The organism is Haloferula luteola (assembly GCF_014201715.1).
Taxonomy (GTDB): Bacteria; Verrucomicrobiota; Verrucomicrobiia; order Verrucomicrobiales; family Akkermansiaceae; genus Haloferula; species Haloferula luteola.
Genome location: NZ_JACHFD010000002.1, coordinates 259,689 through 279,192, shown reverse-complemented (window position 1 = coordinate 279,192; position 19,504 = coordinate 259,689). Strand labels below are relative to the sequence as shown.

Here is a 19,504-nt window from a genome sequence, read left to right as displayed (position 1 = left end):
GCCCTGCATTCATTTCCGCGAGGTGAGGCTCTTGAGCAAGGCTAGGATCCCGGCTTGAGGCAGGCTGGGATCGACGTAGGTGTGAAGGACGTAGAAGAGAAAGTAGTAGAATCGGCACGCGGCCCACAGGCAAAGACCCAGGAAGAGGGCGCGAAGCGGGGGCGTGTATTCTAGGAAAACGAGTGGGGCCCCTGAGAGGATCGCGAGGAGGAGAAAAAGTCCTCCTTTGAAGACGATCAGCCGTTTGGATTTGAGATCGGGGCCCATCCCTGTCTCTACCGCCATTCGCCCTTGGAGAAAAGAAGAGGCAAGAAGAGGCGGGAAAAACCTCGGAGAAGGGAGAATCTCCGAGGATCGGGAGCGAGGGGGTTAGGCCGGGGCCTGATCGAGGTGAAAAGCATCGTGGACGGCGCGGGCGGCGTCTTCGATGCGGGTCTCTTCGACGGTGACGGCGATCTTGATTTCCGAGGTGGAGATCATGCCGATGTTGATGCCTGCGGCCCCGAGTGCCTTGAACATGGTGGCGGCGACTCCGGAGTGGGAGCGCATGCCGATGCCGACACAGGAGAGCTTGGCGATGCCGGCCTCGGTTTCAACTTTGGCGAGCGGGCTGATCTCGGCGAGCACGGGCTTGAGGGCGGCTTGGGCTTTGCCGAGGTCGTTCGTATGCATGGTGAACGAATGGCGAGCCATGCCGTCGTGGGCGATGTTCGACAGGATCATGTCGAGGTTGATTTCAGCATCGCCGAGGGCACCGAGGATTTTCCCGGACATGCCGGGTTCATCGGGGATGCCGGTGATGGTGACGCGGGCTTGGGAGCGCTCGATGGAGACTCCGCGGATGACGACATTTTCCATGGCGGGATGTTCTTCGAGCACCAGTGTGCCCGGGTTGTCATTGAGGGAGGAACGGACTTCGAAGACGACGCCGTATTTCTTAGCAAATTCGACGGAGCGGGATTGCATCACTTTCGCCCCGGAAGAGGCGAGTTCCAGCATTTCGTCGTAGGAGATTTCCGGCAGCTTACGGGCATTGGGAACGATGCGAGGGTCGCAGGTATAGACGCCGTCGACATCGGTAAGGATTTGGCAGACGTCGGCTTTGACGGCTGCGGCGACGGCGATGGCGGTGAGGTCGGAGCCACCCCGGCCGAGGGTATGGATCATGCCTTCGGGGGTGACGCCCTGGAAGCCAGCGACGACGAGAGATTTTCCTTCCTCCAGGGAGCGGCACATGAAGTCCGGCCGGATATCCTCGATGCGGCCGCGGGTGTGGGATCCCGTTGTGAGGATGCCTGCCTGGCGACCGGTGACGGAGACGGCCTCGACGCCGGCCTCATGGAGGGCGAGGGTGACGAGGGCGATGGACTGTTGTTCGCCGGTGGCGAGGAGGACGTCCATCTCCCGTTCGCGGGGGGTGTCGCCGAATTCCTTGGCCATGCCGATGAGCTTGTCGGTGATGCCAGACATCGCGGAAACAACGGCAACGACTTGGTTGCCTTCATCGCGAGTCCGCTTGATGCGGGCGGCGACGTTGCGGATGCGGTCGATGGTGCCGACGGAAGTGCCGCCGTATTTTTGGACGATGAGGGCCATGGCCGGGGGCGGAGTGAAGGGGAGAGTGCAGCACTTGGCAAGACCTCGCTGGGTGTGTGTCGGACACAGGGAACCCTTGCATCGCCAGAGGGAAAGGGCAGGTTAGGCTGGCTCGAATCTATGGAAACAGCGGCAGACATCACGCAAGCGACGGAGACGTTGAAGTCGCTGGGGATCGCACTTGGGTTGGGTTTGTTGGTGGGCTTGGAGCGGGAGTGGGCGAACAAGCGGATGGCGGGGATCCGAACCTTTCCACTGGTGGCGGTGTGGGGGGGCTTGTGTGCGATGATGAGCGAGGTCCATGGGGGCGGAATCATCGTCATGGGAGGGGTCGCCTGTGTGGCGATGTTGGCGTTGTCGAATTTGGCGAAATGGCGTCGGCCGGAGGGGCCTGGAGAAGGGCTTACGAGCGAGATGGCGGTATTGGTGATGTATGCGGTGGGGGTGATCTGTGTGATGGGTCATTGGATGGAGGCGATGGTGGTTTCGGGGGTGGTGATGGTGTTGCTGCATGCGAAGGCGAAGTTGCATGCGTGGGTCGACCGATTCGGGGAAGGGGAACTGCGGGAGGTGGCGAGGTTAGTGTTGATCGGTCTGGTCATTTTGCCCCTGTTGCCGAATCGGGAGATGGGTTATTTGGATGTGATCAACCCCTTCAAGGTGTGGTTGTTGGTGGTGCTGATCGTGGGCATCAGCTTGGCGGCTTATTTGGCATCAAAGTTCGTGGGTGGTCGGCAAGGAGCGTTGGTTTCGGGGATTTTGGGTGGATTGATTTCCAGCACGGCGACGACGGCAGGGGCGTCGCGCCGGAGCCATGGAGCGCCGGATTCATCGCGGGCCTGTGCTTTCATTGCCTTGGTGGCGACGGCGGTGGTGTTTGCCCGAGTGATGGTGGAGGTGGTGGCGGCGGGAGGCTCGGAGGGGAGGGCGATGCTGGCGCCGCTCGGGGTGATGCTGGGGTGGAGTGCGCTGGTGGCGGCGGGAGTGGGTTGGAGGGGGATGGGAGAATCGGGGATGCCGACCGAGGACCGGGCTCCGTCCGAGTTGAAAGCTGCGGTCTGGTTTGCGCTGATGTATGTGGCGGTGTTGTGCGGGGTGGCCTTCGCGAAGGAGCGCTTGGGAGAAGGGGCGCTTTATGGGGTGGCGGCGATTTCCGGGCTGACGGATATGGATGCGATCACGCTTTCCACTTCGCAATTGGTGGCGGCGGGGGAAGTTCGGGCGGATCAAGGATGGCGGGTGATCCTTCTGGGCGGGATGTCGAATTTGGTTTTCAAGGCAGGCATGGTGGCCGTTTTGGGAACGCGGAGGATGCTCTGGCCGGTCTTGTTGGGATTCAGCGCGATTGGTGTCGGAGCCGGTTTGTTGGCATGGGGCTGGCCTTGAGGCTGCATGGGGCATTGCCGAAACACCGAACTTGCTGAAACGGATGGGGGATGCCAAAATCCTCTCCTGCTTGGGCAACTTTGCGCATCATCGCGGGTTTGCCGCAGGAACACCCGAAGTACCCGCTTCGGAGGACTCCCCATCCCCCTTCACCCCACTCCCCAACCTTCCGTTTTTCTTACGGTTATGGCCCGTCCCTCGATCTTCATCGTTGGTGCGCCGAAATGCGGCACGACGGCGCTGTACCATTGTTTGCGGCAGCATCCGGCTCTGTATTTTCCGCTCGCGGAGCATCGGGAGGCGTACTGGTTGTTCAAGGAGCCGGGGCATTTCGCGGGCGACTTGAAGATCGCTGATTGGTTGCGAGTGATTCCAGAGGAGGATTATCTCCGCCTGTTCGAGCCTGCCGCGGAGGGAAGGCTTTGTGGGGAAGCCACCGCGACGTATTTGTTTTCAGAGGAAGCGCCGCAGCGCATCCGGACGTTTACGGGAGGGGAGGCGAAGATCATCATCATGGTCCGTTCCCCGGTGCTCTGGATGCGTTCGTGGCATCATGATCTGCTGCGCTACGGTTATGAAAATTGCGGAGACTTTGAGAAAGCGATCGAGCGGGGTGAGCGACGAGATGCGGGTCGGGAACTGCCCCGGAGGGCTGCATTTGCCGGGTGCATGAACTACCGAAAGCTCGCCCATTTCTCAGAATACGTCCACCGCTGGCAGGAAACCTTTGGGCAAGAAAGGGTGTTCATCGGGTGGCAGCCGGATTTTGAGGGAAATCCCCAGGCGTTCCTGCGGCGGTTGCTGGATTTTCTGGGCGTGGATCCCGGCCCCATGCCCGAGGCGAAGAGAGAGAATGATTCGTCGGTTTTGCCAGCGACGCATGCGTTCGATTTGTGGCTGGGGCGGGTGATGGGGCGATTGCCTGGAGGCGAGCCGATTTCGAGGTTTCTGCAGGCGGAGGTGGGAGGGATTTATCGAGGTGTCGTGGATCGAGTGCTGCGACCGCTGTCTGATCGTACGATTGCCGAGCCGCTGCTTTCGCGACTGCAGGAGGAGTTTTCAGGGGAGGAGACGCGATTGATGGAGATGGCGGGAGCGATGGGCCAGATGGCCTCGAAAATCGCCGCCGTCATGATGTGAGCGCGAGCCGCAGATCGGCGACGAAGTCGTTGAAGGCGTCGGCTGAAAGACGATCACTTGGTTGCCGCAAGAGTGAAGCGGGGTGGACGGTGAGGATGACGTGGGGAGCGAGCGAGGGGAGGGAAACAAGGCCACGATCGCGCATCACCCGGACTCCGGGACCGATCAGGGAATGGGCGGCGGTAGCACCGAGGAGGATCACGATCTGTGGTGTGAGGGCGGAGAGTTCGGCGAGCAGCCAAGGTCGGCAGGCTTCGATTTCGGCTGTGTTGGGGGTTTGGTGCAGACGAGTTTTGCCGCGCGGGGTCCATTTGAAGTGTTTGACGGCATGGGTGAGGTAGATTTCCGAGCGGGGGATGCCTGCCGTGGTAAGGGCACGATCGAGCAACTGGCCGGCGGGCCCGATGAAGGGGCGACCGGTGAGGTCTTCCCGATCGCCGGGTTGCTCGCCGACGATCATGATGCGGGCGGAGAGGGGGCCTTCACCGGCGACGGCGCAGGTGGCGGTTTCGGCCAAGGGACAGCGGCGGCAATGGGCGAGGTGGCGGGCTATTTCAGCCAGGGTCGCGGGTGGGTTTTCGGGTGCCGAGGTCGCTGCGCGAAGTTGATCGAGGTAAGGAAGTGAGGAGGGAGAACGAACGGGACTTCCGGTGGAGGCGACCATGCGATCGAGTCGATGTCGACTATCGCGGACGAGGGAGTCGATGAGTCCCGCTTCGGGAAGGTTCTTCCAGTAGCGCCGGGGCATCTCGGATTGCATCGCGCGGGTTTTGAGACGTGCGGGATTGAAGATGCTGCCGTAGTAGGTGCGCCAGGCTTCTTCGAGGGGATCCTTTCCTGCGAAAGGGTCTTGGGAAACGCCGGGGGAAAAGGTGAGGTGCTCACCGTTCCAGTGGGCGCAGCCTTTGGGAGTGAGGATCGCCCAATCCATGTTGGCGAAGCGTTTGCAAAAGAAGGGTGCAGCGGCCTTCACGATGAAGTGTTCGGGTTCGAACCACGCCACGTAGTGTTCCTGAGTGTTGCCAGCATCCGTGAGTTTTCGGAAACGGACAAAGGCATGCATTTTGTGGATCTCCCGGCGTACGTTTTTTTCGAGAGCTCGGGCGCGGACTCTATCGGGGTCACTCGGTTGCGATAAGAGGGAGGGCTCGTCTCCGGCAGTGAGTCGCCAAAGCAATCGATAGAGCAAAGCCCAACGTTGCGGATCGGAGTGGCAGGCAACCACCTGGGCGAGGCGGAGAAAAGACGCAGGGACGCGGTGGGGGGTGGGAGGCGAGGTGCGAAATGGGGATTCGGGTTCTCCGAGGAAAAGCCCGGGTTCTTTCTGCCATAGAAGTTCCTCGGGGCGGATGCCATCCGCCAACATCTGACGGGCAAGTGGACGCCAGGAGTCGAAGTCATCACCAGGATCGACGGTTCGCATGGTCAGCAGAAGAGTTCGAGCTGTTCCGGTTTCGGGGCGAAGCGGGCGAGCAGGCGGTCGCTATCGAGTTCAGCGGCCGGGGGGCGATGATCCGCGGTGATGAGAAAGGGCCGAACTTTGTCGAGGGAGACTCGTAGGCGGGCGAGGTCGATAAGGCGGATCGGAGCGTGGCGGCGGATGGCTAGGAGGCGGTCGACATTGCGCGGACCGAGGCCGGGGATCCGGAGAAGTTGCTCGCGGGTGGCGGTGCGGAGGTCGAGCGGGAATTGTTCCCGATGGCGCAGAGCCCAAGCCAGCTTGGGGTCGAGGTGAAGGTCGAGATTGGGCTGGGAGGCGGAGGTGATTTCACTTCGCTGGAACCCGTAGAATCGCATCAACCAATCCGCTTGGTAGAGGCGATGCTCGCGGAGGAGCGGAGCCGGTTTGGCCGGAAGAATCGCCGAGGGTTCGGGAATGGGGCTGAAGGCAGAGTAGTAGACCCGGCGCAGGCGATAGGATTGATAGAGTTCTTCTGAGCGAGCGAGAAAGTCGGCATCGGTTGAGGCATCGGCACCGACGATGACCTGAGTGCTTTGGCCGGTGGCGTGACGCAGGGAGCGATCGCCATTTTTTCGCCGATCGGCCGCCTCATCGAGGCGCAGCCGGATGCGGCCCATCGCCTGTTTGGTGCGGGCCAGGTTTTTCTCTGGAGCGAAGCGATCCAGGCTTTCCTGAACGGGAAGTTCGAGGTTGAGACTGATGCGGTCGGCAAACCGGGCAGCCTTTTCGATCAAGCCGGGCGAGGCTTCTGGGATGGTTTTGAGGTGGATGTAACCGCGGAAGTCGTGATCCTCGCGAAGCGTGCGGGCGACTTCGACAAGTTGCTCCATGGTGTGGTCGGCACTGCGAACAATGCCCGAGCTGAGGAAGAGCCCCTCGATGTAGTTGCGCTTATAGAAATCGAGCGTGAGGCGGACCACCTCTTGGGATGTGAAGGCGGCCCGGCGGACGTTCGAAGAGCGGCGGTTGATGCAATAGTGGCAGTCGTAGAGGCAGCGATTGGTGAGGAGGAGCTTGAGCAGTGAGATGCAGCGCCCATCGGGAGCATAGCTATGGCAGATCCCCATACCGCCTGCCGAACCCACGCCTTTGCCTTGGGTGGAATCGCGGCGGGTGGCTCCCGAGCTGGCGCAGGAAGCATCGTATTTGGCTGCGTCGGCGAGCAGGGCGAGTTTTTCCAGAAGAGTGGACATGAGCAAATGAACAGTAGAAAGGGAAGTGCGATGTGCCAGCCGAAATCCTGCGCAAGCTCGTTTGACAAAATACGGGAAGCAGCGACGCTTGCAGCGGTCTTTCTCGCGGAGAGTGGGGAAGACCGTAGTCTGATGAAGAAAACCGACGAGCTGCATGCCCGGCCGGCTTTGATCCCATGGGTCATCGCCCTGCTGTTGTGCGTGGGTTGGTCGGCCCTTGGGCTGGGGCATGCGGAGTCGGCGGATCCGGGTCCGAATGAGGTGGGGATTTCCCAGGCCAGCCCGGATGTCGGGGTGCAGGGGCATCTGCCGCTGAGGCCGGTTCTGGTGCGCGATATTCCGTCTGTGGGATTCGCCCGGGTGGAGTTGCCGTGCATTTGGCTGCCCGTTGAAGAGCGGACAGAGCTGCCGCCCTTTCATCTGCTGAGAAGGAATTTGAAGAGCCGCGAGCCACCGCTTGCTTGATGCGGAAGAGGTCAGCATTGGCGGCCTCGTTTTTGATCCAAGGGGGACCGGCTGTTTGGCTGCTGGCACCCATTTTACCCGGCTGAACTCCGTTTCGGCAGGTTGACCGGTTTCATCCGACCGCTCCTCTGAGAGGGGCTGCATCTTCACTTTTTTTCATCATGATTTCACGACTGTTTCCCGTTTTCGCGGGAAAAAACGAACGCGAATTGGCCAAGATCCGTCCGATCGTTGGCCGCATTCACCGCCACGAAGAAGCCTTGCAAGGGGAGCCCGAGGAGGCCCTCCGAGAGCTTACTCAGAAGTGGCAGCGCGAGCTTTCCTTCTATCAGCCATTCGAGTTGCCATCACGGCGACAAGTGAAGGAGGGCGATGAGGAAAGTCGCCGACGGTTGGCCGCTTCCCTGCAGGAGCGGTTTGATGCCTTGAGGGCGGAATTTCCGTCCCTCCCGCGGCGCGTGGAAGCGACGCCGGAGTCCTTGGAGCAGGCCCGGCTCGGGTGGCACCGGATGGAGGATGGCCTCGATGCCGCCCGTGCGCGCTATCTGGAACGCATTCTCCCGGAAGCCTATGCGGTGGTGAAAAATGCGGCCCGCAAAATGGTCGGACATCAGGCGACGGTCTGTGGTCAGACCATGACCTGGGAGATGGTGCATTTCGACGTTCAGTTGATGGGGGGAATCGCCATCCACCGTGGATTGATTGCAGAAATGCAAACCGGCGAGGGCAAAACCCTCGTGGCAACCCTACCCGTGTATCTCAATGCGCTGACGGGGCTCGGAGTGCATGTGGTCACCGTCAACGATTACCTTGCCCGCCGGGATGCCGAGTGGATGGGCGAGCTTTTCCGCTTTCTCGGATTGACCGTCGGCTGCCTGCAAAATTCGCAGCAACCGGCAGATCGCCAGCAACAGTATGCCTGCGATATCACCTACGGCACGAATGCGGAGTTCGGCTTCGATTATTTGCGTGACCATGGGATTGCCCGCAGTCGTGCGGAGCAGGTTCAGCGTGGTCATTATTTTGCGATCATCGACGAGATCGATTCGATTCTGATCGATGAGGCCCGCACTCCGTTGATCATCACCATGCCAGGTCACGATGCATCGGAGCCTTTCGTGAGGCACCAACCCGCTGTTGCCCGCTTGGTGCGCCGACAAGTGGAGCTTTGCAATGGCTTTGCGACCGAAGCCAAGCGGCTGCTGGAAGCGGGTGAGAAGTCTGCGGCGGGAGTCGCGCTCTTAAAGCTGAAGCTCGGTCAGCCTCGTCACCGACAGTTTCTGCGCATGATGGAGCAGCCGGAGCTGCGCCGCCTCGTGGATAAAACCGAACTGAGTTACCAGCGTGGTGGTTTTGGCAAGACCCTCGTTCAACTCAAGGAGGAGTTGTATTTCAGCATCCACGAAAAGGATCGAGATGCCGATCTTTCGGAGATGGGACGGTGCTTTCTTTCGCCGCAGGATCCGGAGGCATTCACTGTGCCGGAACTGGACGCCGCGGCGGGAGAGGATGAGCGGCAACTTTTTGCAGCGCGTGCGGTGGATGTGCATACGATCTCGCAGTTGTTGAAGGCCTACTGCCTTCATGAGCGCGACATCCACTACGTCGTTCGCGAGGGGAAGGTGACGATCATTGATGAAAGCACTGGCCGCGAAATGTCTGGCCGGCGTTGGTCCGATGGACTGCACCAAGCGGTTGAGGCGAAAGAGAAAGTCGCCATCGAGCGGGAGAACCGCACTTGTGCGACCATCACGATCCAGAATTACTTCCGGCTTTACCAGAAGTTGGCAGGGATGACAGGGACGGCGGAAACGGAGGCCGCCGAGTTTCACGATATCTACCAACTGGATGTGCTGCCGATCCCGACCCATCGGCCCAACATCCGGGTGGATGAGAACGACTGCATCTATCGAACCCGCGCAGAGAAATACCAAGCGGTTGTCGATCGCATCGCCAAGGTTCACATCACGGGGCAGCCCGTTTTGGTGGGCACCGCTTCAGTGGAGGCATCGGAGACGCTTTCGCGTTTGCTCAAGCGAGCCAAGATTCCGCATGCGGTTCTCAATGCCAAAAATCACGCGCAGGAAGCGGCGATTGTGACGAAGGCCGGGGAGCGAGGTGCGGTGACGGTTTCGACCAACATGGCGGGCCGTGGCACGGACATCAAACTCGCTCCCGGGGTGGCGGAGCTGGGGGGCTTGTTCGTCATCGGCACCGAGCGCAATCCTTCAAGGAGGGTGGATCGGCAGTTGCGCGGGCGCTGTTCCCGCCAGGGCGATCCTGGGTATGCCCGGTTCTTTCTTTCGCTGGAAGATGACTTGATGCGTCATCATGCAGCGCCCAACCGGATGGCGGGCATGATTGAGGATTCTGCTGCCCGAGCCCGCACTTTGACAGGTGCGTCCCTCGGCAAGCTCATCGAAGCCGCTCAGCAGCAAGTCGAGCAGCATGGCTATAAAATCCGCAAGCGGGTGCTCGATTTCGATGATGTGATGAACCTTCAGCGCAGCATCGTTTACGAGCATCGCAATGAAGTCATTCATGCACGTGACGTGAGGGAGATGGTGCAGGAAATCCTGCGAGAGGGAACGGCGGTGACGCTGCGCCGCTACCTCGCGGAGCTTGATCCAGAGCAGCCGGATTTGACTTCTTTGCGCCAGTGGGCAGCGGGCTGGGGAGTGGAAGAGTTGCCGGAGGATCTCGTGCAGCTTCCGGAACTTTTGGAAGCATCGTATCAACGCCGGGTCGAGGGGCTTTCTGCGGAACGCTTCGAACCGATCGAGCGTGATGTGGTGTTGCGGGCGATCGACCATCACTGGCAAAACCACCTTGATGACATGGAGGATCTGCGCGAGGGCGTTTTTCTCCGTTCCCAAGGGCAAAAGGATCCGTTGGTGGAGTATAAAAATGAAGCTTACACGTTGTTCTCCGGGTTGATGGATGCCATCCAGGAGGCTTCCGCGAGGAGTTTGTCACGCCTGGTCAGCAGCGTGGCTCCCGTTGCGGGATGAGTTTGCTTCGGGTTTTCCCGGCCTCCCCTGGCATCCATCGCATTTGCCAAAGTGGGGAGGTCGGCCTATGAGGCCGCTTTCCGATGGCCTCGTCGATCACACCCGCTTCCTGGCTGCGCGCGAACGGATTCCTGCTTGGGCTCGTTCTGGTGGTGGCTATGGCCTTCCTTTTTCCTGGTCCTGGGGCCCGAGGTGGCGTTCTTCATCCCGAGTTGGTGGGCAATGGAGGGATTGCGCTGATTCTCTTTCTTCAGGGGCTTTCGTTGGCGGTGGAGAAGATCCGTGATGGTGCGGCGAATTGGCGGCTTCACTTGGTGGTTCAGTCCTTCACCTTTGTGATCTTCCCTTTGGTGGGACTGCTCTTTGACCACCTGGCACCGGTTCTGTGGGAAAGTCAGCCGGCGGCCGTGCGGCAGGGGTTTCTCTATCTTTGCGTGTTGCCCTCGACGGTTTCGACTTCGGTGGTGCTGACCGCCGTAGCTCGTGGCAATGTCGCCGGGGCGCTATTCAATGCCGCGCTTTCGAACATAGTGGGGGTGGTGATCACGCCTTTGCTGGTGCATGGGTTGATGCGATCGACGGGCAGCACGGGCAGCTTTGGCCCCTTGCTGGTCAAGATCATCCTGTTGACCCTCCTGCCCTTCGCCTTGGGAATGGGCCTGCGGCCATGGCTCAAGGAGCTGGTGGAGCGTCGCAAGCCGTGGGTGGCGAGGATCAGCAACATGATCATTCTTTTTATCGTCTACACGGCTTTCTGCGACTCGGTGGCGGAGAACATCTGGGGGAAATATGGAGCCCTGCTGACTGTGCAGACGGTGGCAGGAGTGGTGGTGCTGTTTTTGTCGATTTCGCTGTTGGCAGGAGGAGCTTGCCGAGTGTTGGGGCTGGAGCGGGATGACCGTATTGCGGCTTACTTCTGTGCGGTGAAGAAAACCCTGGCGATGGGGGTACCGTTGGCGATGTTGATTTTCGGCGATAGCCCCGACCTTTCTCTGATTTTGCTGCCGACCATGTTTTATCACCCATTGCAGTTGTTCGCCAACGGCTTGCTGGCCAATCGCTGGGCGCGGGCGAAGGGGTGAGAAAGTTCGGGTGATTTTTGCCCGGACCTGGCTCCGCTCAGGGGACCACTTCAAGGCCGCAGGACGGGGATCTTCGGCGTTGCGGAAATGGGCGCGAAAGTGTTCACTTGAACATTTACCGGCATGCTGATTCGATGAGGCGCATGGCGCATGCGATCGAGGATTTGCGGAAGCAGTTGCGGGAGAAGTTCCCGCAGGCGCATGCTTTTATTTCAGATCAGAAAGAGGGGGACGAGGGTTCGTCGGCTTCGCAGAGACAGGCATTTTCGGCGGAGCTGTTTCCGATGGGGGCTATTTCTGAGGTGATGGGGCCGGGGCTGGGGATGCTGGTGGCGGGTTTGTTGGGTGAGGTGGAGGAGCGGGTGGATTTCCCGGAGTTTGTGTTGGTGGATGGTGGAGATGGTTTTGATCCGGCTTCCTTCACGGTCGCGGCATGTTCGCGATTGTTGTGGGTGCGATGTCAGGCGGTGCGGGAGATGTTCCAGGCCGCGGAGCTGCTGGTGCGGGATGGGAATGTGCCCTTTGTGTTGCTGGATACCTGTGGGATGGAGGAGCGGGAGTGGAGGGGGGTGTCGGATTCGGTGTGGTGGCGGCTCAAGTGGGTGGCAGAGAAAACGGGGTGTCGATTGGTGGTGATGAGCCTCCGGCCGCGGGTGCCTTGTGCGGTGGTGCGCTGGTTGCTCAACGCGCGGTGGGAGTTGGTGGATTTTGAGGTTCCACGGCGGGAGTTGATTGAGCGGATGCAGGTCGTGCAGGAGCGAGAAAGGAGATGGGGTTGAAGATGTTTGCGGCCCTCCATTTGGTGGATTTGCCGGTGTTGGCGGCGTTGACAGCACGTCCTGAGGCGTGGCGCTTGCCATGTGGAGTGTTGTCGTTGGTGGAAGGGGCCGTGGTGGAAAAGGTGAAGCTGCCTTTGTTGGCGGTGAATGCGGCGGCACGGCGGACGGGAATCGATGCGGGCTGGCCGCTCAACCGAGCTCTTGTTCGTTGTCCGGGTTTGGAGGTGCTTGCGCCTTGTGCGGAGCAGGAGTTGGCATTGTTAGCAGAAATGCTGGAGCAGGCAGAGACGCTCACGCCGGATTTGGAGGTGGCTGGGCCGGATACTTTGGTGCTCGATCTTTCGCGGGCGACGGCGCGCCAGACCGGGCGGCTCGATTGGCTGGAAATGTCGGGTGGCGGGGAACTCCGGCATGTGTTGGCAGAAACGCCAGACCTTGCCTGCTTGGGGGTGCAGGTGGAGGAGTTGCACGGGCGGAAGGTGACGGTGGAGGCGTTGAAACCGCTGCCGGTGGAGTGTTTGCGGTGTCTGCCGGGGGCGGGGGAAGCGTTGGCGGTTTTGGAAGACTGGGGCTTGTCTTGCCTGGGGGATTTCATGGGATTGCCGCGGCAGGCACTCATGGAGCGACTGGGGCCGGAAGTGGGGGAGTGGCACGACATCTTGCATGGGCGCAAGCAACGTTGGCTGCGGCTTCATCGAGTTCCCGAGCAGTTGGGGCAAGAGCTGGACTTGGAGTATCCGGTGGTGGAATGGGAGCCGTTGGTTTTCGCCTTCCAGCGTTTGCTGGGACCTTTGGGGGGGAGGTTGCAGGCTCGCCATCAAGCGGTGCGCGCGCTTCGGCTGCGGTTTCTGCTGGAAGATGGCGCAGAGAAAGTGCGGGAGCTGCGTCTGCCGGAACCTCGATGCGAAGCCTTGTTGGATCCGATTCAGGTGTTGCTAGAAAATCTGAAGCTGCCAGCTGCTGTCGTAAGAATAGGGCTGGATGTGGAAACCGCGGAGCCGGAAGCCACGCAGCGCGATGCTTTTCGCCGCCAGCTTCCACGTCCGCAGCAGTGGCAGGAGACGCTCGCGCGACTTGAAGCTTTGTTGGGGCATGACCGGGTGGGCATTCCTGAGCCTTCGAGGGATCACCGGGAGGAGCATTTTTGTCTTCGCCATCCGGATCAGCCCAGTCTCGTGGAAGACTCTGAGGTGGCGCCAGCGGGTTCCGTTCCTTTGCGGCGATTCCGTCCTCCCCACGAAGTGCATGTGGCGTTCGCGCCGGGGCCGCGGCCTTTGGCGGTTCTTTCAGGTCTGCATCGCGGAGAGATTTTGGATTGTCGCGGGCCCTTCCTGCGTTCAGGCCAATGGTGGGATGAGGGTGCGAGCTGGCGGCAGCTGGAGTGGGACATTCAGCTCGGGAGTGGACTGTTCCGGTTGGCTCATCTGCCACCGGAGCGCTGGCAGCTTCACGGATGTTATCGGCGGTCATGATGGCGGAATTCCATGCACGCTCGGCATTTTCATTTCTGCGCGGAGCAAGCTCACCGGAGCAAATGGTGCAGCAGGCTGCGGCGCTCGGCCTGCGGACCTTGGCGATCACCGATCACGATGGATTCTATGGCTCTGCACGGGCTCATCACGCGGCGCGTGAAGGGGGAATTCGAGCGGTGGTGGGGGCGACGATCCCATTTGACGGGGCGCCGCTGCCTGTTCTCTGCGCCACCCGGGAGGGGTACCGGCGACTTTCCCGATGGTTGAGCAATCAGCACCTCGGGGTGGAAGTGGAGCACGGTCCATTGAATCATGGGGATTTGGTGGTGCTGACGGGGGATCGTGAAGGGCCGGTGATGCGCCATCTGCTGCGCGATGATCGGGCCGCAGCCTTGCGAGCTGCAGAGGGTTTGGTGGCGATGTTCGGGAGGAATCAGGTGTATGTGGAAATCCTTCGCCATGGGTTGCGCGACGACGGACGCTTGGTGCGCCATCTCATCGATCTCGCGGCGCATTTGAAACTGCCGTTATTGGCCTGCAATGCACCGGTGCATGCTACCCGCGCCGATCGGCTTTTGGCGGATGCCTTTACCTGTCTGCGGCATCATGTGTCTCTCGATCAGGCTGGAAGCCGACTGGCTCCGAATGGAGAGCGGCACTTGAAGTCTCCTAAAGAAATGGCGCGCGTTTTTGCGGATCTGCCGCAGGCACTGGATCAGGCGAGGAGGCTTGAAGAGCGTTTGGAGTTCACTTTGGAGAATCTGGGGTATCGTTTTCCGGATTTTCCTGATGCAGCAGGGAGGCCGATGGCGATGGCGGAGCAAACGGCCCTGCTTCGGCAGCGCAGCCTCGAAGGAGCAGAGGAAAGATATGGGAAGCCTCGTAGGGAGGTCCTGAAGCAGATCGAGAAAGAGATTGGCTTGATCGATCGACTGGGTTTTTCCGGGTATTTCCTGATCGTTCAGGACCTTGTCCGATTTGCCCGCAGTCAGGGAACCTTGTGCCAAGGTCGAGGGTCGGCGGCGAATTCGGTCGTGTGCTTCGTGCTCGGGATCACGCATGTCGATGCTTTTGGGCAACGTCTTGTCTTCGAACGGTTTTTGTCGGAGAACCAACGCAAGTGGCCGGACATCGACATCGACTTTCCCTCCGGGGAGCGGCGGGAGGCGGTGATTCAGTATGGCTTCCAGAAGTATGGTGCGCGGGGGGCGGCGATGACGGCGAATGTGATCACCTACCGACCACGTTCGGCGTTTCGAGAGATGTCGAAGGTGTTGGGGTTCCCCCCTGGATTGGCGGATCGGTTCTCTTCTTTGGGGCATCATCATCCGGATCATGATGAAGGAGTGCCATTCGGTTCTTTGGTGCCTCCATCTCATCCACGGGCGAATGCCTTGGAGCGCCTTTATCAGAGTGTGCTTGGGTTACCACGGCACCTCGGGCAGCATTCCGGGGGAATCATCATTTGCGATCGAGGGTTGGACGAAGTGGTGCCGATCGAGCCGGCGACGATGCCAGGACGGACGGTGGTGCAATGGGACAAGGACGACTGCGAGGATCTTGGAATCGTGAAGATCGATCTGCTCGGTCTCGGGATGCTGGCAGCGATGCAGGATGCGTATGAGATTTGTGCGCGGCGTGGCACACCAGTGGATCCGGCGCGAATCCCCCTCGATGACCCCGCCGTGTATGCGATGCTTCATCGGGCGGATACGGTGGGGACGTTTCAGGTGGAATCGCGGGCACAGATGTCGACTCTGCGCATCTTAAAGCCGAATCACTTCTATGAGGTGGCGATTCAGGTGGCGATTGTTCGTCCGGGGCCGATTGTTGGGGATTTGCTGCATCCTTACCTACGGCGGCGCCATGGTTTGGAGCCCGTGGATTGCATCCACCCCGATTTTGAGCCGGTGTTAGCGAGGACGTTGGGAGTGCCGTTGTTTCAGGAACAGGTGCTGAAGATGGCGATGATTCTGGCGGATTTCACCGGAGCGGAAGCGGATGAGTTGAGACGTGCGATGGCGTTCAATCGGACGGACGAGAGGATGCGTAAGGTGACGGCGCGCTTGCGTGAGCGGATGGAAGAGAGGGGTGTGGAGGCGGAAGTGCAGGAGAAGGTGGTGCGTTCGATTGGCAATTTTGCGCTCTATGGTTTTCCGGAGAGCCATGCATTGGCGTTTGGGGCGATTGCCTATCAATCGTGTTGGTTGAAGGTGCATCATCCGGCGGCGTTTTACGCCTCGCTTATCAATCATCAGCCGATGGGCTTTTATTCGGCTCACTCATTGCTCCAGGATGCGCGGAGGCATGGAATCCGAGCGCTGCCGGTTTCTTGTGTGGGGAGTGGTTGGGAAACGGAAGTGGTGGATGAGCAGACGATTCGCTTGGGTCTCCATCGGGTGAAGGGACTTTCGAAGGAGACGGCGGGACGTTTGTTCGCGATGCGGGCGGCCCGGGATTTTGAGAGTTTGGATGATTTCTTGATGAGGGTGGCTCCAGATGTGCGTGAACGCCGGTTGCTGGCAAAGGCTGGGGCCTTGAATGATTTGCCGGAGGGCATGCATCGGCGGGAGGCGATGTGGCAGGTCGAGCTGCCATTCATGCGGGATTTGCTACCGGTAGAGAGGGAGAGAGGAGCGTTGCCGGCGATGTCGATGGCGGAGCGACTCACGGCGGATCTTGCCACGCAGGGTTTATCGAGCGGTCCGCATCCGATGAAGCTGTGGCGAAAGGGAAGTACGATGAAGCTCGTGGATGCGCAAGGTCTGCAAGGCTTGCCCCACGGGATGGCGGTCGAGGTGGGTGGTTTGGTGATTTGTCGTCAGCGGCCGGGAACCGCGAAGGGGCATTGTTTCATTTCGCTGGAAGATGAGACGGGGATTTCCAATCTGTTTGTACCACGGAAAACGTTCGAGGAGTTACGGCTGACAATCGTCAGTGAGCCATTTCTGTGGGCGAGTGGTCGGGTGCAGATTTCTGAGGGGGAGCAGCGCACGGTGTATGTGACGCAGGTGCGGCCCTTGCCGGGTGCGGATGCGCGGCTGGGGGCCAAGTCCCATGATTTTCATTAGCCGGAAGAGGCCTTAGAATTGCTCGTTGAAGAGGTGGATGGCTCCGTCGAGAAGCTTGTTGAAGAGGGGGCGGTTTTTCCACGTCTCCAGATCGACTTCGCGGCATTCCTGGAGGTCGTTTTCGAAGATGGTTTCCAGTTGATGCGCGATGGTGGTATCGGCGATGCCGAGGGTGAGCTCGTCATTGATTTCGAAGGAGCGGTCGTCGAAGTTGCTGGAGCCGATGCCAGCCCATAGGCCATCGATAACGATGACCTTTTGGTGGATGAGGGTTTTTTGGTAGAAGAAGACGCGGACGCCGGCTTCCAAGAGGCCACGGATGGCATGGTGGCCGGCGCGTTCGGCGATGGGGGAGTCGGTGGCCTCGTGAGCGGGAATCATGATGCGGACATCGACGCCACGGCGGGCGGCGCGGGCGAGGGCATCGGAAGCGGTTTTATCGGGGATGAAGTAGGGGTTTTGGATGCGGATGCGCTCTTTGGCGTAGGCGATGGAGAGGTGGTGGAGGACCTGAACGGAGGAGGGGGATTGGTCGGCCTTGACGTAGGCGAGGTGCATGAGGGTATCGCCTTGGGCTTTGAGGGGAGGAAAGGTGGTGTCGTCGACGAAAAGCTCTCCGGTGTTTTCCGTCCAATTTTCGAAGAAGCAGGATTGGATTTCGGCGACGATGGGCCCGGTGATGCAGGCGCTTAGGTCGCGGAAGCGGGGAAGTTTGGGTCCGTCCTTGAACCAGGAATCGGTGATGCAATGGCCGCCGATGAAGGCGGTGTGACCATCGATGACGAGGATTTTTCGGTGGTCACGGACATTCCACCGGCCAAGGTTGGCTATTTCGATGCGGCGGAAGCGCCGAACGGTGGCGCCGGCTTGGCGGAGATTGCGGAGCTGGTCGGGACAGGCGTTTTTCGAACCGACGGCATCCAAGAGCAGGCGGACCTGGACTCCACGGCGGGAGGCTTCCTCGAGGCAATGGGCGACGAGGGTGGCGGCTTCTCCCTTTTCCCAGAGAAAGGTTTCGAGGTGAATGGTGTGGCGGGCGCTGCGGATGGCCTGATCGATGGCATCGAAGAATGCTTCGTCCTGAATCAGCTCAAATCGATTGCCGGGGGTGAGGCGGCTGTGGGTGGATCCAGCCAAGGCCCGCAGTGAGGTATCGATGCGGCCTTCGGGTTCTCCTTCATAGTGGCATTCCTGATGACGGGAGAGTCGCCAGAACATGAATGCGAGGATGGCCACCGCAAGGGTGAGGAGAATTTCGGGAATCGTGGGCGCGCGCGCAGCCAGGAGGGAAGGCCAAGGATACTCCATGGCAGCAGCCATTGCAGGGGCCGCGCCAGACGGAGATTTCAGGGATTTCCGCCTCTCGGCATCACCGCTGTGAGGCGATGTGCACGGGCCGCGGGGCAGGATGCGCGGGCGAGGAGCCGGCGTTTAGCGGGCGGCAACGAGATCGTAGCCGCGCCAGTCGCGAATGGTGACTTCGGCAAACTCACCGACGGGAATGGTTTCGTCGACGTGGACGGAACCGTCGATTTCGGGGGCATCCCAAGCGGTGCGGCCGACTCCGGGTTCCTCGACGAGGACGCGGACGGCTTGGCCGACTTGTTGTTGGTTGAGCTCGCCTGCGATGTTTTGGAGTTCGGCCATCGCACGGGACCAGCGGCTCTTGCGGGTCATGTGATGGATGTGTCCGGTCATCTTGTAAGCGGGGGTGTCTTCTTCCTTGGAGTATTGGAAGACACCGGCACGCTCGAAGCGGAATTCGCGGATGAATTCGAGGAGTTCTTCAAAGTCTTCTTCGGTTTCGCCGGGGAAGCCGACGATGAAGGTGGTGCGGATGCCAAGGCCGGGGATGCCGGCGCGCATGCGGCGAAGGAGGTCACGGATGTAGTCGCCATTGGTCTTCCGCTTCATCGCCGCGAGCATGCGGTCGGAGATGTGCTGGAGAGGGATGTCGACGTATTTCACCACTTTGTCGCACTGGGCGATGGTTTCGATGAGCTCATCTGACCAGTGCGCCGGGTGGGTGTAGAGGAGGCGAATCCAGAAGTCTCCTTCGATGGTGTTGAGCTCCCGGAGGAGTGAGGCGAGGGATTCTCCTCGGGTGGAATCGACGGGAGAATTGGGATTGGGGCGTTTGCCCTCCCATTTATCCATGCCGAAGTAGGTGGTGTCCTGGGAGATGAGGTTGATTTCCTTCACCCCTGCGGCGACGAGATCGCGGACTTCGCGAACGACACTTTCCTGAGTCCGCGAGCGGTGCATGCCGCGGATTTTTGGGATGATGCAAAAGGTACAGGTGTGGTTGCAGCCCTCAGCGATTTTGACGTAGGCGGAGTGATCGGGAGTGAGGCGCCAGCGAGGGGTGTTGTAGTCGGGGACGTACTTGGGCTTGAGGGTGACGAAGTCGCGCTCGTCGTCGGTGGCGACGCCGTCGTCTTTTGGCGGCGCGGGGGTTTTGCCGACGAGACCTTCAATGATGGGCGCGACTTTGGTGATCTGGTCGAGGCCGATGAAGGCGTCGACTTCCGGCATGAGGCCGGGGAGGTGTGTGGCGAAGCGCTGGGAAAGGCAGCCGGCGACGATGATTTTTTGATTTTTCCGCTCGCTGTCGTCATTGCGCGCATTGACGGCTCCGAAGACGGCCTCAATGGACTCATTCTTCGCCATGTCGATGAACGAGCAGGTGTTGACGATGAGGACATCGGCCAGTTCGGCATCGGGCGTGAGAGCCATGCCTGCTTGGGCCAGATGGCCCATCATGACCTCAGAGTCGATGAGGTTTTTGGCGCAGCCGAGAGAGATGAGACCGACGGTGGTGGACATGGCGAATGGGAAAGAAGGGCC

The 19,504-nt window shown here is 60.3% G+C and carries 14 protein-coding genes; 8 read left to right on the top strand and 6 right to left on the bottom strand.

The genetic code is table 11. From position 1 onward, the window contains the following. Nucleotides 1–9: 9 nt before the first annotated feature. Both HNR46_RS03055 and HNR46_RS03050 read right to left on the bottom strand, forming a co-directional pair. Nucleotides 10–285, bottom strand: coding sequence for a hypothetical protein (locus HNR46_RS03055; RefSeq protein WP_221284982.1), 276 nt, complete (start codon nucleotides 283–285; stop codon nucleotides 10–12). Between the two features lie 84 nt (nucleotides 286–369). Beyond that, nucleotides 370–1,596 carry an aspartate kinase gene (locus HNR46_RS03050; RefSeq protein WP_184015672.1) on the bottom strand — a complete coding sequence of 409 codons (1,227 nt, stop codon included), beginning with the start codon at nucleotides 1,594–1,596 and terminating at the stop codon, nucleotides 370–372. A gap of 120 nt (nucleotides 1,597–1,716) precedes the next feature. On the opposite strand from HNR46_RS03050, the gene HNR46_RS03045 reads away from it, so the two are divergent. Further along, entirely contained in the window at nucleotides 1,717–2,982 is a 1,266-nt protein-coding gene (locus HNR46_RS03045) for an MgtC/SapB family protein (protein ID WP_184015670.1), read from the top strand. 186 nt (nucleotides 2,983–3,168) lie between these two features. Then, the gene (locus tag HNR46_RS03040) at nucleotides 3,169–4,122 is read left to right on the top strand and encodes a sulfotransferase (protein WP_184015668.1); all 954 of its coding nucleotides are present in this window, start codon (nucleotides 3,169–3,171) and stop codon (nucleotides 4,120–4,122) included. Here the strand turns inward: HNR46_RS03040 and HNR46_RS03035 are convergent. Both HNR46_RS03035 and HNR46_RS03030 read right to left on the bottom strand, forming a co-directional pair. Next, the gene (locus HNR46_RS03035) at nucleotides 4,112–5,545 is read right to left on the bottom strand and encodes a UdgX family uracil-DNA binding protein (RefSeq protein WP_184015666.1); all 1,434 of its coding nucleotides are present in this window, start codon (nucleotides 5,543–5,545) and stop codon (nucleotides 4,112–4,114) included. The genes HNR46_RS03040 and HNR46_RS03035 overlap by 11 nt on opposite strands. Nucleotides 5,546–5,547: 2 nt before the next feature. Next, on the bottom strand, nucleotides 5,548–6,777 hold the full coding sequence (locus tag HNR46_RS03030) for a putative DNA modification/repair radical SAM protein (protein ID WP_184015664.1): 1,230 nt from the start codon (nucleotides 6,775–6,777) through the stop codon (nucleotides 5,548–5,550). Between the two features lie 132 nt (nucleotides 6,778–6,909). On the opposite strand from HNR46_RS03030, the gene HNR46_RS03025 reads away from it, so the two are divergent. The 6 genes from HNR46_RS03025 (at nucleotide 6,910) to HNR46_RS03000 (ending at nucleotide 16,657) form a co-directional block, all read left to right on the top strand. Beyond that, nucleotides 6,910–7,242 carry a hypothetical protein gene (locus HNR46_RS03025; protein WP_184015662.1) on the top strand — a complete coding sequence of 111 codons (333 nt, stop codon included), beginning with the start codon at nucleotides 6,910–6,912 and terminating at the stop codon, nucleotides 7,240–7,242. Between the two features lie 161 nt (nucleotides 7,243–7,403). Next, nucleotides 7,404–10,253, top strand: coding sequence for a preprotein translocase subunit SecA (secA, locus tag HNR46_RS03020; protein WP_184015660.1), 2,850 nt, complete (start codon nucleotides 7,404–7,406; stop codon nucleotides 10,251–10,253). Nucleotides 10,254–10,336: 83 nt separating this feature from the next. After that, complete coding sequence (locus HNR46_RS03015; protein WP_184015658.1) at nucleotides 10,337–11,335, top strand: bile acid:sodium symporter family protein; 999 nt, start codon at nucleotides 10,337–10,339, stop codon at nucleotides 11,333–11,335. Nucleotides 11,336–11,478: 143 nt separating this feature from the next. Beyond that, nucleotides 11,479–12,114 (top strand): hypothetical protein, encoded by a 636-nt coding sequence (locus HNR46_RS03010; protein WP_184015656.1) that lies wholly within the window; start codon nucleotides 11,479–11,481, stop codon nucleotides 12,112–12,114. 2 nt (nucleotides 12,115–12,116) lie between these two features. Next, nucleotides 12,117–13,586, top strand: a complete 1,470-nt coding sequence (locus tag HNR46_RS03005; protein ID WP_184015654.1) for a Y-family DNA polymerase — start codon at nucleotides 12,117–12,119, stop codon at nucleotides 13,584–13,586. Next, nucleotides 13,568–16,657 carry an error-prone DNA polymerase gene (locus HNR46_RS03000; protein ID WP_184015652.1) on the top strand — a complete coding sequence of 1,030 codons (3,090 nt, stop codon included), beginning with the start codon at nucleotides 13,568–13,570 and terminating at the stop codon, nucleotides 16,655–16,657. The genes HNR46_RS03005 and HNR46_RS03000 overlap by 19 nt, the downstream gene beginning before the upstream one ends. Before the next feature lie 12 nt (nucleotides 16,658–16,669). Here HNR46_RS03000 and HNR46_RS02995 read toward each other — a convergent pair whose 3' ends face one another. Further along, nucleotides 16,670–17,965, bottom strand: a complete 1,296-nt coding sequence (locus HNR46_RS02995) for a phospholipase D-like domain-containing protein (RefSeq protein WP_184015650.1) — start codon at nucleotides 17,963–17,965, stop codon at nucleotides 16,670–16,672. A 123-nt stretch (nucleotides 17,966–18,088) separates the two neighbouring features. Beyond that, on the bottom strand, nucleotides 18,089–19,483 hold the full coding sequence (gene rimO, locus HNR46_RS02990; RefSeq protein ID WP_184015648.1) for a 30S ribosomal protein S12 methylthiotransferase RimO: 1,395 nt from the start codon (nucleotides 19,481–19,483) through the stop codon (nucleotides 18,089–18,091). Nucleotides 19,484–19,504 lie beyond the last annotated feature (21 nt).

Bases quoted from the DNA above. Each gene is read 5' to 3' on its own strand.
- HNR46_RS03000 (WP_184015652.1), top strand. From the start codon at position 13,568: ATGTTATCGGCGGTCATGATGGCGGAATTCCATGCACGCTCGGCATTT.
- HNR46_RS03010 (WP_184015656.1), top strand. From the start codon at position 11,479: ATGGCGCATGCGATCGAGGATTTGCGGAAGCAGTTGCGGGAGAAGTTC.
- HNR46_RS03055 (WP_221284982.1), bottom strand. From the start codon at position 285: ATGGCGGTAGAGACAGGGATGGGCCCCGATCTCAAATCCAAACGGCTG.
- HNR46_RS03045 (WP_184015670.1), top strand. From the start codon at position 1,717: ATGGAAACAGCGGCAGACATCACGCAAGCGACGGAGACGTTGAAGTCG.
- HNR46_RS03035 (WP_184015666.1), bottom strand. From the start codon at position 5,545: ATGCGAACCGTCGATCCTGGTGATGACTTCGACTCCTGGCGTCCACTT.
- HNR46_RS03025 (WP_184015662.1), top strand. From the start codon at position 6,910: ATGAAGAAAACCGACGAGCTGCATGCCCGGCCGGCTTTGATCCCATGG.
- rimO (WP_184015648.1), bottom strand. From the start codon at position 19,483: ATGTCCACCACCGTCGGTCTCATCTCTCTCGGCTGCGCCAAAAACCTC.
- HNR46_RS02995 (WP_184015650.1), bottom strand. From the start codon at position 17,965: ATGGAGTATCCTTGGCCTTCCCTCCTGGCTGCGCGCGCGCCCACGATT.
- secA (WP_184015660.1), top strand. From the start codon at position 7,404: ATGATTTCACGACTGTTTCCCGTTTTCGCGGGAAAAAACGAACGCGAA.
- HNR46_RS03040 (WP_184015668.1), top strand. From the start codon at position 3,169: ATGGCCCGTCCCTCGATCTTCATCGTTGGTGCGCCGAAATGCGGCACG.
- HNR46_RS03050 (WP_184015672.1), bottom strand. From the start codon at position 1,596: ATGGCCCTCATCGTCCAAAAATACGGCGGCACTTCCGTCGGCACCATC.
- HNR46_RS03030 (WP_184015664.1), bottom strand. From the start codon at position 6,777: ATGTCCACTCTTCTGGAAAAACTCGCCCTGCTCGCCGACGCAGCCAAA.
- HNR46_RS03015 (WP_184015658.1), top strand. From the start codon at position 10,337: ATGGCCTCGTCGATCACACCCGCTTCCTGGCTGCGCGCGAACGGATTC.
- HNR46_RS03005 (WP_184015654.1), top strand. From the start codon at position 12,117: ATGTTTGCGGCCCTCCATTTGGTGGATTTGCCGGTGTTGGCGGCGTTG.